Here is a 17182-nt window from a genome sequence, read left to right as displayed (position 1 = left end):
GTCAGGCAGCTGTGCTGGTGTCAATCCCAGAGCCTGAGCGCCAGTTTTGCCAGACGTTCGCCAAAGAGCTGGCACAGCGCCTTTTCATGGTCGCTCAACGGTTGCTGCTCGGCGGCTCCGGCCCAGTGTGATGGACCATAGGGTGTGCCGCCGGTTGTGGTTTCACTCAGATTTTTATCTGTATAGGGCAGGCCGCACAGAACCATGCCGTGGTGAAGCAGAGGTACCATCATGGTCAGCAACGTGGCCTCCTGACCTCCGTGCAGGCTCCCGGTTGAGGTGAAAGCACCTGCCGGTTTCCCAACCAGGTCGCCGCCGAGCCAGAGATCACCCGTAGTATCCAGAAAGTGTTTGAGCGGCGCGGCCATGTTGCCGAACCGGGTTGGGCTGCCAATCGCCAGGCCGGCACAGTTGGCGAGGTCGGATTTGCTGGCGTAGGGTGCACCCGCATCCGGAACCGCTGGTAAAGATGCTTGTGTATCCGGCGAGACCGGAGGAACGGAGCGCAATCTTGCCTCAATGCCGGTCACCCTTGCGACCCCGCGGCCTATCTGGCTTGCCAGCTCCGCAGTCCGCCCGTTGCGGCTGTAGTAGAGAATCAGGACGTAAGGCAGTTGCTCGGGCACTTTGGCTTCCTTTTGCTACAGTGGTGCAGTCAGAGAATCGCGAGAACGTTTTCCGGCGGCCTGCCTACTTCGGCTTTGCCGTTGGCAAGTACAATGGGCCGTTCGATCAGTTTCGGGTTTGCCACCATAGCAGCAATCAGTTGTCCGTGACTCAGATCCGGGTTGTCCAGGCCCAGTTCCTTGTATTCTTTTTCGCCGGTGCGCATCAGTTCACGGGGCTCGCGATTAAGGGTTTTCAGAATATTGGTAAGTTCCTGCTCTGTTGGCGGTGTTTCCAGGTAGCGTATAATCTCCGGTTCAATGCCCTGCTCTTTGAGCAGTTCCAGAGTCTGGCGGGATTTTGAACAGCGCGGGTTGTGGAAAATCCGGATGGGTTCTGTCATGTTCATGCCTGTTTGATTTAATGGATCTGCATTTGTTTGTGGCGAGCAGTCTAACAGGAGGTTTTCCCTTGCAGAACCCTGTCGTCTACAGGTGGCCCCGGAGAAAAGCCATTGCAGTAGTGCTGTTTTTAACGGCTTTACTGGCGGGCTGCCAAAAAGTTGAGCTGGAACGGGCGGAAGGCCCGAAGCTGGCATGGGATGACCTGCGCGGTCAGTGGGTACTGGTGAACTACTGGGCAGAATGGTGCAAGCCTTGTCTGGAGGAAATTCCGGAACTGAACGAGCTGGACAAGGCGCCCGACATTACCGTACTCGGGGTGAATTTTGACGATGTGCAGGGTGAAGCCCTGGTAGCGCTTGGAAAGCGTATGGGCATCGAATACACCATGCTTGTACAGGACCCGGGCCCCGAGTTCGGCTGGAAACTCCCGGTTGCCTTGCCGGCCACCTTTGTTGTGAATCCCGACGGGGATCTCCTGGAGGCCCGTTTTGGACCCCAGACAGAAGAAGATATACGGGCATTGATTGGTGGCTGAGTGCCGCAGGCTCTATCAAGGCATCCAATGAAAACACATGCAGGAACGACCTGACGATATGTCGCAGACTTTTGTACACCTTCGCGTGCACTCCGAATACTCCATGGTGGATGGCCTTGTTCGTGTCAAACCACTGGTGAAACGCGTTGTGGAACTGGGCATGCCCGCCGTGGGCCTTACCGAACAATCCAACATGTGCTCGCTGGTGCGGTTTTACAAGGAGACAACAGGCGCGGGTGTGAAGCCGGTCATAGGGGCAGATCTCTGGCTGGAGAATCCCGATGAGCCGGAAAACCCGTTCCGGTTGACACTGCTGGCTCGGGATAACAAGGGCTACCTGAACCTCACGGAGATTATTTCACTCGGGTACACCGAGGGGCAGCGGCACGGCAAACCGATTATTCAGCGCGATTGGCTTGAAAGCAGGGCCAATGGCCTGATTGCCTTGTCCGGCGCAAAAATGGGCGATGTGGGCAAGGCATTGCTTGCGGGTAAACCCGACCTGGCAAAAGCCCGGGCCGAGTACTGGATGAATCTTTACCCCGGCTCTTACTATCTTGAGCTACAACGAACTGGCCGCCCCGGTGATGAAGACTGTCTGCACCTGAGCGTCGAACTGGCACAGGGTCTCGGGTTGCCGGTGGTTGCCACCAACGATGTGCATTTTCTGGAAGCCGAAGACTTCGAGGCCCACGAAGCCCGGGTATGCATTGGTGAAAGCCGGACGCTGGACGACCCCCGGCGGGACCGCCGTTTCAGCGACCAGCAGTATCTCCGCAGTGCGGAGGAAATGATTGAACTGTTCAGCGATATTCCCGAGGCCGTAGAAAACACCCTGGAGATTGCGCGCCGCTGCTCGGTAACCGTGCGTATGGGTGAGTATTTCCTGCCCAACTATCCGATTCCCGCTGGTATGACCATCGACGAATACTTCCGGAAGGTCTCGGAAGAAGGGCTGGAAGATCGCCTCGCGAAAACCCTGAGCAAAGATGATCCCGAATACGAAAGCAAGCGGGAGGCTTATTACAAGCGCCTGAATTTCGAGCTGGATATTATTATCCAGATGGGGTTCCCGGGTTACTTCCTGATCGTAATGGATTTTATCAAATGGGCCAAACAGAACGGAGTGCCCGTTGGCCCGGGGCGGGGGTCCGGTGCCGGTTCGCTGGTGGCCTATGCCCAGCTTATTACTGATCTGGACCCGCTGGAATACGACCTGCTGTTCGAGCGTTTCCTGAACCCCGAACGGGTATCCATGCCCGACTTCGACGTCGACTTCTGCATGGAAGGGCGGGACCGGGTTATTGCTTACGTGGCCGAAAAATACGGTCGGGAAGCGGTTTCGCAGATTATTACTTTCGGAACCATGGCGGCAAAAGCTGTGGTGCGGGACGTTGCCCGGGTTCAGGGCAAGTCCTATGGCCTGGCCGACAAGCTTTCGAAAATGATTCCTTTTGAAGTGGGCATGACTCTGGGTAAGGCCATCGAACAGGAGCCAACGCTTCAGGAATTCCTTGAGCAGGACGAAGAGGCCCAGGAAATCTGGGAAATGGCCCTGAAGCTTGAGGGTGTGTGCCGGAACGCCGGCAAACACGCCGGCGGTGTGGTGATTGCGCCCACCAAAATCACCGATTTCTCGCCGCTTTACTGTGATGATGAAGGTGGCAGCCTGGTGACCCAGTTCGACAAGAATGATGTGGAAGACGCCGGGCTGGTGAAGTTCGACTTCCTCGGCCTGCGCACGCTGACCATCATCGACTGGGCGCTGAAGATGATCAACCCGCGGCGCGAGAGCCGTGGCCTGGAGCCACTGGATATCAACGAAATTCCGCTGGATGATCCGGCTTCGTTCACCATGCTGAAAAAGGCGGAAACCACAGCAGTGTTCCAGCTGGAATCCCGCGGCATGAAGGATCTGATCCGCCGCCTGCAGCCGGACTCGCTGGAAGACATGATCGCCCTGGTGGCGCTGTTCCGCCCCGGCCCCCTGCAATCGGGCATGGTTGACGACTTTATTGACCGTAAGCATGGCAGGCAGCCCATGTCTTTCCCGCATCCGGATTATCAGTACGAAGGCCTGAGGCCGGTTCTGGAGCCTACCTACGGGGTTATCCTTTACCAGGAGCAGGTTATGCAGATTGCTCAGGTAATGGCAGGTTACACCCTGGGCAACGCCGACATGCTACGCCGCGCCATGGGTAAGAAAAAACCCGAGGAAATGGCCAAGCAGAAGCAGTTTTTCCTGGACGGCTGCGAAAAGAATGGTATTGACAAAACCCTGGCGGAAAACATCTTCGACCTGGTGGAGAAGTTTGCCGGTTACGGTTTTAACAAGTCCCACTCTGCCGCCTACGCGCTGGTGTCTTATCAGACCCTCTGGCTGAAGGCCCATTACACCGCCGAGTTTATGGCTGCGGTACTGACCGCGGACATGCAGAACACAGATAAAGTCGTCACGCTGGTGGAAGAGTGCCGCAACCTCAAGCTGGATCTGGTACTGCCGGACGTAAGCCGCTCGGAATATACGTTTACCGTTAATGATGAAGGCCAGATTGTTTATGGTCTCGGCGCTATCAAGGGGCTGGGCGAGGGGCCGATCCAGGCCATTGTGGAAGGTCGCGCCAGCGGCGAGCCCTACCAGGATATTTTCGACTTCTGCCGCCGGGTCGACCTGAAAAAAATCAACAAGCGCGCCATGGAAGCCCTGATCCGTTCGGGCGCCATGGACAAGCTGGGTGCCAGCCGGGCCCAGTTGATGGCCAGTATCCCGAAAGCCGTTCAGCAGGCGGATCAGCAGTCACGCAACGAATCCGTGGGTATGATGGATATGTTCGGCGACATGCTGGAAGCCGGTGATGACGGTGATCCGTACGCAGACGTTGCCGATGTGCGTGAGTGGCCCGAGAAACAGCGCCTCAAAGGCGAGAAAGACACGCTGGGTCTGTATCTGACAGGGCACCCGTTTGATGAGTACGAGCAGGAAGTGCGGCAGTTTGTGCGCTCGTCCATTTCCGATCTCAAGCCCAGCAAGTCACCACAACGGGTGGCAGGGCTGGTGATTGCGCAGCGAACCATGAAAACCCGCACCGGCTCAACCATGTGCTTTATCACCCTGGACGACCGCAGCGCGCGAATTGAAGCCACGCTGTTTTCCGAAGCCTTCTTCGAGAACCGGGAGCTGTTGCAGTCAGACCAGGTGATTGTGGTTGAGGGCCAGGTAAGCCACGATGACTACTCGGGCCAGATGAAGATGCGCGTGAGTTCGGTTATGGATGTGCCCAGTGCCCGTAAGCAGTTCAGTAAAGGCCTTAAGCTGAACCTCCACGCCGATCAGTTGCAGAATGGTCTGCTGGACAAGATTGACAGTACCCTCAGACCGTTTCGCTGCGAGGGCAGCCCGGTCTGGATCGAATACAGCAGTCCGGAAGCCAGTACCCGAATTGAACTGGGTGAAGCCTGGCGTGTTCAGCCGGAAGACGACTTGTTGCTGGAGCTGAAGTACCTGGTGGGCGACCAGTGCGTGGAACTGGTCTATGATTGAGTGAGTAAGGCAAGGAATTGCCCGGGACGTTAAATATTTGTCAGATTGCGGACTCATACCTTTGTCCGCTTCAGCCATAGCCCGGGCACTGTTATCTTTGTCCCAAATTCTGAGTTGGCGGCGCCCTGTTCCGCCTGGCGATAAAAATGATGGAACATCATGAACCCTAATTACCTCGATTTCGAACAGCCGATTGCCGACCTTGAAGCCAAGATCGAAGAGCTTCGCATGGTAGGCAACGACACCGACATCAATATTTCCGACGAGATTAACAGGCTGAAAAAGAAAAGCGTCAGCCTGACAGAGAGTATTTTTTCGGATCTTCATCCGTGGGATGTTGCCCGCCTTGCGCGGCACCCCCGCCGGCCTTATACCCTTGATTACATCGAGTTGATTTTTGAAGATTTCGATGAGCTCCACGGAGATCGCCGTTATGCAGACGACCACGCTATTGTGGGCGGTACAGCTCGGCTGAACGACAAGCCGGTGATGGTTATCGGGCACCAGAAGGGCCGGGAGGTGCGGGATAAGGTGAAGCGCAACTTTGGCATGCCGCGCCCCGAAGGTTATCGTAAGGCCTTGCGCCTGATGGAAATGGCGGAACGCTTCAGAATGCCCATTCTCACATTTATAGACACTCCCGGTGCCTATCCCGGAATCGGCGCTGAGGAGCGTGGTCAGAGTGAGGCGATTGCGCTTAACCTGGCGGTGATGTCCCGGCTCAAAACTCCGATCATCTCTACCGTGATCGGTGAAGGCGGCTCGGGAGGCGCGCTGGCCATAGGCGTATGTGATCAGCTGAATATGTTGCAGTATTCCACCTATGCCGTGATATCGCCGGAAGGCTGTGCTTCCATTCTGTGGAAAAGCGCGGAGTATGCGTCCCTGGCCGCAGAGGCCATGGGAGTGACTGCGGATCGCCTGAAGGACCTCGGGCTGGCGGACAACGTTATCTCCGAGCCCCTGGGTGGCGCGCACCGTAACCCCAGGAAAATGGCAGAAGCCCTGCGTGAAACCCTTGAAAACGGCATGGCAGAACTAAGCCGCCTGCCTCTGGATGAACTGGTTTCCCGGCGGTATGAGCGGTTAACCCGCTATGACACCGGGCGTTAGGCCTGCCCCCGGGTACGCTTTTCCGGAGACTCTGCTTGCGCCGGTGAAGTCCGTTTGTGGCTACCGGCGGCTTTGGGTTGCTCTCAGTGGCGGCCTGGATTCCACCCTGCTTTTGCACCTTGCCGTGCTCTGTCATCCGGGAGTGCGGGCGGTGCATATCAACCATCAGTTACAGGCCAATGCCGGTGAAACAGAAATCTTCTGCCGGGATCTGTGTGCCGGGCTGGGCGTGCCGCTTGAAATCCGGCCGGTTTCGGTCACGCTGGGCGACGGCCCGGGTGAAGGCCTTGAGGAAGCAGCACGCGAGGCCCGGTATGGAGTGTTTGAAGCGCTGCTTGAGCCTGGTGATGTGTTGCTGATGGCCCACCATGGTGATGATCAGGCCGAAACTGTGCTGTTCCGGATGTTCCGTGGCAGTGGCGTTGCGGGCCTTGCCGGCATGCCCAAAAGCCGCTCCCTGGGAGCAGGCCGCCTGGCCCGGCCACTGCTGGGTATTGAGCGATCCGAACTGGAGCACCACGCTCATCAGGCCGGGCTGTCATGGAGGGATGATCCGAGCAATACAGATCAGAAATTCGACCGGAATTTTCTGCGTCTCACCATTCTGCCGGCCTTGAAAAAACGCTGGCCCGGCCTTAATCAGCGCTTGCAACATACCGCTGGTGCCTGTTCAGAAAGCAACTTTTTAAACCAGCGGCTGGCGGAACTGCAGTGGAAATCAATGGGGCAGCGCGCGCGCCGCCTGCCCGTTGCAGGGCTGAGCGCACTTTCTTTGCCTGAGCAAAAAAATCTTCTGCGCTGGTGGATCGGGCGGGCTGGTTACTCCGCCCCTTCGCTCAGCGATTGGTCCCAGGTGCTTGACGATTTGTTGCAGGCCGCGGACGACCGGTCTCCGGAGTTGCGGGCAGATGGCTACACTCTGCGACGTTTTCAGAGAGAGCTCTACCTGGTTCCTGAGGAGCCGGCTTTGCCCGACGAGCCGGTAGAGCTTCAATCCAATCAAACGGTGCATTGGGGCGAGTGGGTGATCAGGCTGAGCCCCACCGGTACCTCCAAAGGCCACAGGGCGCCAATACGAATATGTACGAGGCAGGGCGGCGAGCGCCTTCGGTTTCATCCTGAAGGCCCCTCGAAATCCCTGAAAAAATGGCTTCAGGAACGGGCTGTTCCGCCCTGGGAAAGGCGTCGCCTGCCCCTGATTTTCAGGGGGTTGAAGGGGGAAGAAGAGCTGATTGCGATTGGCGATCTGTGGTGTTCTGAACAATACTGCGGAAGCGCTCCTGTTGCAGGCTGGCGGCTGATTGTAGAGCGGGATTGTAATTGAGTCGTTAAAGGCTTTCTGGTAGTCTGGCGTCCCATCTTGAGATGACAATCTCCCTCCTTCACAGAACCTGATAATCGTGGAATCTGCATGACGCGTTATATTTTCGTCACCGGCGGTGTTGTGTCTTCACTGGGCAAAGGAATTGCATCAGCCTCCCTGGCTGCGATCCTTGAAGCACGCGGCCTTAAGGTTACTATTCTCAAGCTGGACCCATACATTAATGTGGACCCGGGCACCATGAGCCCGTTCCAGCATGGTGAGGTTTTCGTGACCGAAGACGGTGCTGAAACTGACCTGGATCTTGGTCACTACGAACGCTTCATTCGCACCCCGATGAGCCGTCGCAATAACTTCACAACGGGCCGCGTTTACGAGGAAGTTATTCGCAAGGAGCGCCGGGGTGATTACCTTGGTGGAACTGTGCAGGTTATTCCCCATATAACCGACGAAATCAAGCGCCGTGTTGTGGAAGGGGCAGCCGGTGCAGAGGTGGCCCTGGTTGAGGTGGGCGGAACCGTGGGTGATATTGAATCCCTGCCGTTCCTTGAGGCTTGCCGCCAACTGAAGGTTGAGGTGGGTTCCTCCCGGGCTCTGTTCATGCACCTTACACTGGTTCCCTACATAGCGACTGCCGGCGAAATCAAAACCAAGCCAACACAGCATTCTGTGAAGGAAATGCGCTCCATTGGCCTGCAGCCGGACATCCTGCTGTGTCGTTCCGAACACGAAGTAGATGTGAGTTCCCGCCGGAAAATCGCGCTGTTCACCAACGTGGAAGAGCGCGCTGTTATCCCGATGCGCGATGCCAAGTCCATTTATGCGATTCCCCGCATGCTGCACGAACACGGGCTGGACCAACTGGTTATTGAGCGTTTCAATCTCGAGGCCCGGGAGGCCGATCTGAGTGAATGGGATGGCGTTATAGAAGCGCTGATGAATCCCGAGCACGAAGTGACGATTGCCATGGTTGGCAAATACATGGAACTGCTCGATGCATACAAGTCCCTGATTGAGTCACTACTGCATGCAGGTATCAAGACCCGCACCAAGGTAAAGATCAATTACATTGATTCTGAGGATATTGAGCGTGAGGGTACTCAGGTTCTTGAGAGTGCAGATGCCATTCTGGTTCCTGGCGGTTTTGGCGAGCGCGGTGTCGAGGGCAAGATCCGTACCGTGCAGTATGCTCGTGAGAACAAAGTGCCCTATATGGGGATCTGCCTGGGCATGCAGGTAGCTGTTATCGAATACGCCCGCAACAAGGCCGGCCTGGTGGACGCCCACAGCACCGAGTTCCGTGAGCATACGCCGGAGCCGGTCGTTGGTCTGATCACCGAGTGGCTGGATGCAACCGGTGAGCGCGAGGAGCGTACTGATGATTCCGACCTCGGCGGCACCATGCGCCTGGGCGCTCAGGACTGCGTGCTTACCGAAGGCTCAACCATCGCCAATTGCTACGGCAGAAAAACCATTCGCGAACGCCACCGCCACCGTTACGAGGTGAATAACCACTTCCTGCCACAACTGGAAGCCGCTGGACTGCTGGTTTCCGGGCGTTCCACCGATGGCAAGCTCGTTGAAGTGGTGGAAGTGGCCGACCACCCCTGGTTTGTTGCCTGCCAGTTCCATCCGGAATTTACCTCCACGCCACGGGATGGCCACCCGCTGTTCAAGGGGTTTGTGGAAGCCGCGCTGGCGAATCGTAAGGAATCCTGATCATGGCTCAGAGTACCGTTACGGTTGCTGATATCGACATCGCCAACGACAAGCCTTTTGTACTGTTTGGCGGTATGAACGTGCTGGAATCCCGGGATTTGGCGTTTGAAGTTGCTGAAAACTACGTTGAGGTGTGCCGTAAGCTGGGCATTCCTTATGTTTTCAAAGCCTCTTTTGATAAGGCCAACCGGTCATCGGTTAAATCTTTCCGGGGCCCGGGGCTCGATAAAGGCTTGCAGATACTGGCCGATATCAAGAGCAAATACGGTGTTCCGATTATTTCTGATGTCCATGAACCGGCCCAGGCAGCCCCTGCAGCTGAGGTGTGTGACATTATCCAGTTACCGGCTTTCCTGAGCCGCCAGACGGACCTGGTGGTTGCCATGGCAAAAACCGGCGCGGCGATCAACATCAAAAAGGCCCAGTTTCTTGCGCCACAGGAAATGAAGCACATCATCAACAAGTGCGCAGAAGCCGGAAACGACCGGGTTATTCTGTGTGAGCGGGGCAGCAGCTTCGGGTATAACAACCTTGTGGTGGATATGCTCGGTTTTGGCATCATGAAGGCCATGAATGTGCCGGTGATGTTCGATGTGACCCACTCGCTGCAGATGCCGGGCGGCCGTGCCGATTCAGCCGGTGGTCGCCGCGCCCAGGTGACTGATCTGGCGTTGGCTGGCATGTCTCAGGGGTTGGCTGGTCTGTTTCTTGAAGCCCATCCTAACCCGGACGAGGCCAAGTGCGACGGCCCCTGCGCCTTGCGACTCAGCCAGCTGGCGCCGTTCCTGCAGCGTGTGAAGGCTGTAGATGACCTTGTGAAGAGCTTTAAACCCATCGATACCGCCTGATTGGCGGTTTTCGCGTTATGGGTACAAATTATGAGAGAGAGCGGGGCACGTCTTTACGAAAATGTGCGGAGCCATGGATGGCGGCGCCAAGCGCACATGGATGTGCTTGTAGCGGTTTTCGTAAAGACGTGCCCCGCTCTCTCTTGCACCAGATTTTGTTAATGACCTTTGAAATTGAAAACCTGGAGACTTTCTAGAATGACCAAAATTGCCAACATTAAAGCCCGTGAGGTTCTGGACTCCCGTGGTAACCCTACTGTCGAAGCAGACGTAATTCTGAAAGACGGCACTCTTGGCCGTGCCTGTGCGCCGTCTGGTGCCTCTACAGGTTCCCGCGAAGCGCTGGAACTGCGAGATGGTGATGCGTCACGTTATCTGGGTAAGGGCGTTCTGAAGGCAGTTGCGGCCATTAATGGCAAGATCAATGATGCGCTGAAAGGTAAAGATGCTGCAGATCAGCGCGGGCTGGATAATATCATGTTGGAACTGGATGGTACTGAGAACAAGGCCAATCTGGGTGCCAACGCTATTCTGGCAGTGTCGCTGGCAGCTGCTAAAGCCGCCGCAGCGTCTCTGGGCAAGCCACTTTATGAGCACATTGCAGACATCAACGGCACCTCTGGCAAGTTCAGCATGCCAGTGCCGATGATGAATATTCTGAACGGCGGTGAGCATGCGGATAACAACGTTGATATTCAGGAGTTCATGATTCAGCCGGTTGCGGCCAGGAACTTTGCAGAGGCTCTGCGCATTGGTGCGGAGATTTTCCACAATCTGAAAAAAGTGCTGAAGGCTCAGGGCCTGAACACGGCGGTAGGCGATGAGGGTGGCTTTGCGCCCAACCTGCCGTCTAACGAGGCAGCGCTGGCGGTTATCAAGGAAGCCATTGAGAAGGCAGGTTACGAGCTGGGTACTGATATTACCCTGGCTCTGGACTGTGCTGCATCCGAGTTCTACAAAGATGGGCAGTATAATTTGTCTGGCGAAGGAAAGAGCTTTGATTCTGAAGGCTTTGCCGATTACCTGGCTGGTCTGGCTGAGCGTTATCCGATTGTGTCCATTGAAGATGGCATGGATGAGAGTGACTGGGACGGCTGGAAGGTGTTGACCGACAAGATCGGCGACAAAGTACAGTTGGTGGGTGACGATCTGTTTGTTACCAACACCCAAATTCTGAAGCGTGGTATTGATAACGGCGTGGGCAATTCCATCCTGATCAAGTTCAACCAGATTGGCAGCCTTAGCGAAACCCTGGATGCCATCAAGATGGCACAGGATGCCGGCTTTACGGCGGTTATTTCGCACCGTTCCGGGGAAACCGAAGATACGACGATTGCGGACCTTGCCGTTGCTACCTGTGCTGGCCAGATCAAGACCGGTTCACTTTGCCGTTCTGACCGGGTTGCCAAGTACAATCAGTTGTTGCGCATCGAGGAGGCGTTGGAAGGTAAGGCGCCTTATCGCGGCCTGAGTGAAATCAAGGGGCAGGGCTGAGATAAGGCACGATGGCCTTTTTGACCAATCAGTTAGAAGAATTTGTTGTTAATCTACTCTAAGGTCTATACTCAGCGTCTGATGTTGTTTTTTTGATCGGTTGTATCCTTGACGGAATCGGTATTGATGAAGTTGCTCTGGGCTATCATGGTTGTTCTTATTCTCCTGTTGCAGGTGCGTCTGTGGGTCGGGGAGGGCAGCTTTGCGCAGGTATGGGCGCTGGAGAAATCGATTGCCGAACAACGTGAGGAAAATGCCGAGCTTTCCACGCGCAATGAGCGTCTGTATGCGGAGGTGCGTAACCTTCGTAATCAGCAGGGTGCGGTTGAGGAGCGGGCGCGGATGAACCTTGGGTTGATTCGTGACGATGAGACGTTTTTTCTTGTTGTTGAGCAGTGATTTCCGGGCTTGGAGCATGGAGCGGCGAGTAGGCCGTTTCCGGGAAACGCTACGAGCACATCCATGTGCGCTTGACGGTGGCCATCCCTGGCCACCGACATTCCCGGAAAATGCCTGCTCGCCGCTCTCCAGCCATCGTACGAAAACTCTATGACTTCTCCAAAACTCTGGTTGATTGTTCCCGCCGCTGGCATCGGTCGGCGCATGCAGACGGAATGTCCCAAGCAATATCTTCGGATAAATAACCGCTTTATTCTGGATATCACACTTTCGCGTCTGCTGGACTCCGGGCTTTTTGCCGGTTGTATGGTTCCCCTGAATGCTGCCGATCATTGGTGGCCAGAGTCTGATGCCAGCAGCGATGATCGTGTTCAGACCTGCGGCGGAGGCGCGGAACGGGCGGATTCTGTGCTTTCGGCACTGCACGCACTGCAAGAGCAGGTTGCAGCAGACGACTGGGTGCTGGTTCATGATGCGGCCCGTCCCTGCATTCATTCAACCGATCTTGAGAACCTCGTTTCAACACTGTCTGATCATCCTGTCGGCGGTCTTCTGGCAGCGCCGGTTGCGGACACGCTTAAAAAGGCGGAACCCGGTCGTTTACCCGAGGTTATTGGCACAGTGGATCGTAGCCGGTTGTGGCGGGCGCTCACGCCTCAGATGTTCCGGTATTCCATGTTGGTTAAAGCATTGGAAATGGCGCTCAAGGAGGGGCAGCCGGTTACGGATGAGTCCTCGGCAATGGAGCTTTCCGGTAATATGCCGGTTCTTGTGGAAGGTCGGTCGGACAATATCAAGATTACGGTTCCCGCCGACCTGGGTCTCGCCGGTTTTATTCTGAGCCGGTTTTGAGTTTTCTGGATTTTCCCGGAGTTGTTTATGCGAATCGGTCAGGGCTTTGACGTTCATGCTTTTGGCGAAGGCGACGCGGTTATTCTCGGTGGTGTTTCCATACCGTTCAGCAAGGGGCTGAAAGCCCATTCGGACGGTGATGTGTTGCTTCATGCGCTGGCAGATGCATTGCTGGGCGCGGTTGCGCTGGGCGATATTGGTCATCTGTTTCCGGATAGCAGTGCCGAGTGGGCGGGCGCAGACAGTCGCGATCTGTTGCGTCGGGTTATGACGCGGGTGTCAGAGGAAGGCTTTGGCGTAGTTAATGTGGATACGACGATCATTGCACAGGCACCTAAAATGGCGCCACACATTGAGGCGATGCGCCTGAACATAGCAGAGGATCTTGGAGTTCCTGCCAGCCGTGTGAGTGTCAAGGCGACAACGAGTGAGAACCTGGGGTTTACCGGCCGTGGCGAGGGGATTGCCTGCCAGGCTGTGTGCCTGCTTGAACCGGTGGCATCGTGAGCGAAGCAGAAGCTGGTGCGAAGCGTTGGCGGCTGGACTGGCCGGTATCCGGTGGCGAAAGGCTTGCCAGAGCCCGGTTGAAAACGACACCGGAAGATTTCCGGGTAAGCGAGGTGCTTGAGGATTTTCCTGAACCATCCGGTACGCCAGGCGTTACCGGCGAGGGTGAGCACCTGTGTTTGTTCATTGAGAAAACCGGTGACAATACGGAGTTTTTGGCGGGCGAGTTGGCCGCACTCGCGGGCTGCCGGCCTTTTGATGTGGGGTTTTGCGGGCTTAAAGATCGTCATGCGGTAACCAGCCAATGGTTCAGTCTCTATCGTCCCGGTATGATGGACGATGACAGGGCGCTTATCGGTCTGATTTCGCAGCGCTGGCGGGTAAAATCGGCTCATCGCAGTGTGCGTAAGCTGCGCCGTGGTGATCACCAGGGCAACCGTTTTGTGATCAGGCTCAGGCAGGTAAGCGCCGATCGCCAGTCAGTTGAACCGGCGCTTGAACGCCTGAAGGATCAGGGCGCGCCCAATTATTTTGGCCCACAGCGTTTCGGCTTTGCCGGTGGAAATCTTGATCGTGCTGTACATATTGATCCCTCGATGCTGAATCGCCGAAGGGGGCACGGTAGGCACAGGGGGCGGGGCAAGCTCCGCAGTGGCAGAGATGACCGGAAAAACGTATTGTATTTTTCAGCCGCTCGCTCCTGGTTGTTCAATGAGGTGCTTGCTTCCCGGGTGGCTGAGGGTAGCTGGCGCTTGCCGTTGCCGGGTGAGCCGGAGGATAACGCCACCGGCCCCCTGTGGGGCGATGGCGGCACCTGCGCCCGTGGTGAGGCAGAGCAGCGTGAGCGTGACATAGTCGCAAAAACACCGGAACTGGCTTCCCTGTTTCTTGCAACACGCATGAAGCCTGAGCGCCGGCCTCTGGTTGCCAGGCCGGTAGGCTTGGAGTGGCAATGGCTGGGCGCGGGCGTTCTGGAACTGTCGTTCTTTCTTGAGCCAGGGCAGTACGCCACCACAATTTTAAGTGATATTTTTGAGCTTGAGGATATGAGCCTCAGCCAATATGAAAAACAGCACGGCTAACCGGGACGCGGTCCGCTACTTGTTGCATATTATGTATCTGTAGTTTTTAGGCGTTAATTTTTACAGACGTCACTTTATGTGGACGTTGCTTTTTTGGAGAGTACTGTGCGTATTCTTTTGTCAAACGACGACGGTGTGCATTCACCGGGACTTGTCGCTCTGTATGAAGGCCTGAAAGGCCTCGGGGATCTGGAAGTGGTCGCGCCGGACAGGGATCACAGCGGCGCCAGTAATGCTTTGACGCTGAATCGTCCGCTGACGGTTGAGCAGCATCCCAACGGCTTCCGTTCTGTTGATGGCACGCCTACAGACTGCGTTCATCTGGCGGTAAACGGATTGTTTGATGAGCCATTTGACCGGGTTGTTTCCGGTATCAATACCCACGCCAATCTCGGTGACGACATTATCTATTCCGGCACCGTGGCAGCGGCGACCGAAGGCCGCCATCTGGGGCTGCCAGCTATTGCTGTCTCTCTGGTGAGCGAAGGGCGCAATCACTACGACACGGCCGCCAGAGTGGTACGCACACTGCTTGAAAGTAAAAGCCCTCTTGTACTGGGGCGGCGCTCCATTCTCAATGTGAACGTACCGGATCTCCCCTGGAAGGAACTGGCTGGGTTCCGCGTCACCCGGCTGGGTGACCGGGAGCGCGCCGAAGGTGCGGTACCCATGACATGCCCCAGGGGCAAGGAGCGTTACTGGATCGGGGCCGCAGGCAAGGGCGGCGATGCCGGCCCGGGTACAGATTTTCATGCGGTTGCCCAGGGGTACGTTTCGCTAACACCTGTGCACATCGACATGACCCGCCACGAAGCGCTTGTGTCGCTAAGAAGCTGGGCAGATTCACTGCAGCTTTCCATGGGGGGCGATGCGTGACCGGAGAGCTGCAAGGTATAGGGATGACATCAAGGCGCACTCGTATGCGTCTGGTGCAACGCCTCAAGGATTCGGGTATCCAGTCGGATCGAGTGCTGGAGGTCATGGGGCAGGTGCCACGGCATATTTTTCTGGACGAGGCGCTGGCGCATCGGGCCTATGAGGACACATCCCTGCCTATTGGCTACGGCCAGACCCTGTCACAGCCGTATATAGTCGCGCGAATGACTGAGCTTTTGCTCAGCCATGAACCCGCCAGAGTGCTGGAGCTGGGCACCGGATCCGGTTACCAGACAGCTGTGTTGTCTCACCTGTTCGACCAGATTTACAGTGTCGAGCGAATCAAGCCTCTGCAGGATCGTGCCCGGGAGCGACTGCGCCAACTCAGTATCCGCAATGTTATGCTCAAGCATGCTGATGGTGGTATGGGGTGGCCTGAAAGAGGCCCGTTCGATGGCATTATCGTTACCGCTGCGCCGATGGAGGTGCCGCCCGAGCTCCTGGATCAGCTTGCCGATGGAGGTGTACTGGTGGCGCCGGTTGGCGAGGAGAACCAGGTACTGGTTGAGATAATCCGCAAAGGAGACCGGTTTGAACGGCACGAACTTGAGCCGGTTCGTTTCGTACCTTTGCTGGGCGGAGTTGTCCGTTGAGCGATCGACCACAGGAAGTTACTTCGCAAAGCAACGCCCGTGTACAGCATTCCGCCTCAGTGTTCCTGAGGGGGATGGCGATGGGGGCAGCTGATATTGTACCGGGCGTTTCAGGCGGCACCATCGCGTTTATAACCGGTATCTATTTCCGGCTTCTGGAGGCGATTAACGCGATTCCCGGGGCGGTATTCAGACACCTGTTCCGGGGCAATCCGAGAGCGTTCTGGCAGGCCTGCGATGCAACCTTTCTCAGTACTTTGCTGGCGGGGATTCTCGCCAGTATCGTGACTCTGGCTACTGTAATCAGCTTTATGCTTACGGAATATCCGATTCTTATCTGGAGTTTTTTCTTCGGGCTGATACTGGCGTCTGTCTGGCATGTTGGGCGCCAGGCACTGAATTACCGGCTGACGTTACTCATTCCCCTGATTATTGGCGTTGCGGTCGCATGGTGGATTACAACCCTTTCTGCGGTGCAGCTGAATCCTTCAGCTGCGATGTTTTTTGCCGCCGGCGCTGTAGCAATATGCGCCATGATTCTGCCTGGGATATCGGGCAGTTTTATTCTGGTTATCCTGGGTATGTACGGCCCGGTTCTGGCAGCGATCAAATCCTTTGATATCGCTTTGTTACTATTGTTTATGGCGGGCTGCCTGGCAGGGCTCCTGTCCGTTGCGAGGCTGATTACCTGGGCATTTCACAGGTACCACGATCCGGTTCTCGCCCTGCTAACCGGCTTCATGATTGGCGCCCTGAACAAGGTCTGGCCCTGGAAGGAAACCCTGAGCTGGCGAACCAACAGTTCCGGTGAACAGGTGCCGTTGACTGAAATCAGCATAAGCCCGGGTGCGTTTTCGGATCTTACCGGCCATGATCCGCAGGTTCTCATGGCGGTTATTATGGCCATTACCGGTGTTGCTCTTGTTTTGCTGGTTGAGTGGCTTGGAGGCACAGGCCCGGCAGAGCGCCGCTCTTGAAAGAGGGGCCTGATAATCCGGTGTTACCTTTTCAGTCATGTTCCTGTTTCTACCCGTAACAAAAAACAGGATGGGTAACAGGAGTGGCGGGTCAGTAACTTGGATTTGGCGCTAAAATGTGCAATAAATTAGCGGGTTACTTTTAAAACTTCAGGATCTTCTTTGACCAGACTCAGAGCCTGTACAGATTACCTATAGCCGGGCCGGTGTTATTCCTGTGAGATCGTTGCGTGGGTCACTTCAAGCTGTTTATTC

At 56.1% G+C, this 17182-nt stretch carries 16 protein-coding genes; 14 read left to right on the top strand and 2 right to left on the bottom strand.

The genetic code is table 11. From position 1 onward, the window contains the following. Positions 1 to 20: 20 nt before the first annotated feature. Together wrbA and arsC are read right to left on the bottom strand one after the other, a co-directional pair. Complete coding sequence (gene wrbA, locus CDH48_RS15955) at positions 21 to 626, bottom strand: NAD(P)H:quinone oxidoreductase (protein WP_100689731.1); 606 nt, start codon at positions 624 to 626, stop codon at positions 21 to 23. A gap of 29 nt (positions 627 to 655) precedes the next feature. Then, the gene (arsC, locus tag CDH48_RS15950) at positions 656 to 1009 is read right to left on the bottom strand and encodes an arsenate reductase (glutaredoxin) (protein WP_100689730.1); all 354 of its coding nucleotides are present in this window, start codon (positions 1007 to 1009) and stop codon (positions 656 to 658) included. Positions 1010 to 1119: 110 nt separating this feature from the next. Here arsC and CDH48_RS15945 point away from each other — a divergent pair, with 110 nt between their 5' ends. The 14 genes from CDH48_RS15945 to CDH48_RS15880 all read left to right on the top strand — a co-directional run bounded on the left by CDH48_RS15945 (position 1120) and on the right by CDH48_RS15880 (position 16927). Then, positions 1120 to 1545: a TlpA family protein disulfide reductase gene (locus CDH48_RS15945; RefSeq protein WP_264754774.1), complete on the top strand. Its 426-nt coding sequence runs from the start codon at positions 1120 to 1122 to the stop codon at positions 1543 to 1545. Between the two features lie 58 nt (positions 1546 to 1603). After that, complete coding sequence (gene dnaE / locus CDH48_RS15940) at positions 1604 to 5086, top strand: DNA polymerase III subunit alpha (RefSeq protein WP_100689728.1); 3483 nt, start codon at positions 1604 to 1606, stop codon at positions 5084 to 5086. 159 nt (positions 5087 to 5245) lie between these two features. Then, the gene (accA, locus tag CDH48_RS15935) at positions 5246 to 6199 is read left to right on the top strand and encodes an acetyl-CoA carboxylase carboxyl transferase subunit alpha (protein WP_100689727.1); all 954 of its coding nucleotides are present in this window, start codon (positions 5246 to 5248) and stop codon (positions 6197 to 6199) included. Further along, positions 6183 to 7523, top strand: a complete 1341-nt coding sequence (gene tilS / locus CDH48_RS15930; protein WP_100689726.1) for a tRNA lysidine(34) synthetase TilS — start codon at positions 6183 to 6185, stop codon at positions 7521 to 7523. Before accA ends, tilS begins: the two co-directional genes overlap by 17 nt. 87 nt (positions 7524 to 7610) lie before the next feature. After that, entirely contained in the window at positions 7611 to 9239 is a 1629-nt protein-coding gene (locus CDH48_RS15925; RefSeq protein WP_100689725.1) for a CTP synthase, read from the top strand. Between the two features lie 2 nt (positions 9240 to 9241). Next, complete coding sequence (gene kdsA, locus CDH48_RS15920; RefSeq protein ID WP_100689724.1) at positions 9242 to 10087, top strand: 3-deoxy-8-phosphooctulonate synthase; 846 nt, start codon at positions 9242 to 9244, stop codon at positions 10085 to 10087. A 198-nt stretch (positions 10088 to 10285) separates the two neighbouring features. Continuing rightward, positions 10286 to 11581, top strand: a complete 1296-nt coding sequence (gene eno / locus CDH48_RS15915; RefSeq protein WP_100689723.1) for a phosphopyruvate hydratase — start codon at positions 10286 to 10288, stop codon at positions 11579 to 11581. Between the two features lie 126 nt (positions 11582 to 11707). Beyond that, positions 11708 to 11980 (top strand): septum formation initiator family protein, encoded by a 273-nt coding sequence (locus CDH48_RS15910; RefSeq protein ID WP_100689722.1) that lies wholly within the window; start codon positions 11708 to 11710, stop codon positions 11978 to 11980. A 150-nt stretch (positions 11981 to 12130) separates the two neighbouring features. After that, on the top strand, positions 12131 to 12832 hold the full coding sequence (gene ispD, locus CDH48_RS15905) for a 2-C-methyl-D-erythritol 4-phosphate cytidylyltransferase (RefSeq protein ID WP_100689721.1): 702 nt from the start codon (positions 12131 to 12133) through the stop codon (positions 12830 to 12832). 27 nt (positions 12833 to 12859) lie between these two features. Further along, positions 12860 to 13339, top strand: coding sequence for a 2-C-methyl-D-erythritol 2,4-cyclodiphosphate synthase (gene ispF, locus CDH48_RS15900; protein ID WP_100689720.1), 480 nt, complete (start codon positions 12860 to 12862; stop codon positions 13337 to 13339). Further along, on the top strand, positions 13336 to 14421 hold the full coding sequence (truD, locus tag CDH48_RS15895; RefSeq protein ID WP_100689719.1) for a tRNA pseudouridine(13) synthase TruD: 1086 nt from the start codon (positions 13336 to 13338) through the stop codon (positions 14419 to 14421). Before ispF ends, truD begins: the two co-directional genes overlap by 4 nt. Positions 14422 to 14526: 105 nt before the next feature. Then, positions 14527 to 15297, top strand: a complete 771-nt coding sequence (gene surE, locus CDH48_RS15890) for a 5'/3'-nucleotidase SurE (RefSeq protein ID WP_100689718.1) — start codon at positions 14527 to 14529, stop codon at positions 15295 to 15297. After that, positions 15294 to 15950 carry a protein-L-isoaspartate(D-aspartate) O-methyltransferase gene (locus CDH48_RS15885; protein WP_100689717.1) on the top strand — a complete coding sequence of 219 codons (657 nt, stop codon included), beginning with the start codon at positions 15294 to 15296 and terminating at the stop codon, positions 15948 to 15950. Before surE ends, CDH48_RS15885 begins: the two co-directional genes overlap by 4 nt. A 74-nt stretch (positions 15951 to 16024) precedes the next feature. Beyond that, entirely contained in the window at positions 16025 to 16927 is a 903-nt protein-coding gene (locus CDH48_RS15880) for a DUF368 domain-containing protein (protein ID WP_227521126.1), read from the top strand. Positions 16928 to 17182 lie beyond the last annotated feature (255 nt).

It is taken from the genome of Marinobacter aromaticivorans, assembly GCF_002806975.1.
Lineage (GTDB): Bacteria > Pseudomonadota > Gammaproteobacteria > Pseudomonadales > Oleiphilaceae > Marinobacter > Marinobacter aromaticivorans.
This window is presented reverse-complemented; position numbering and strand designations above follow the sequence as displayed.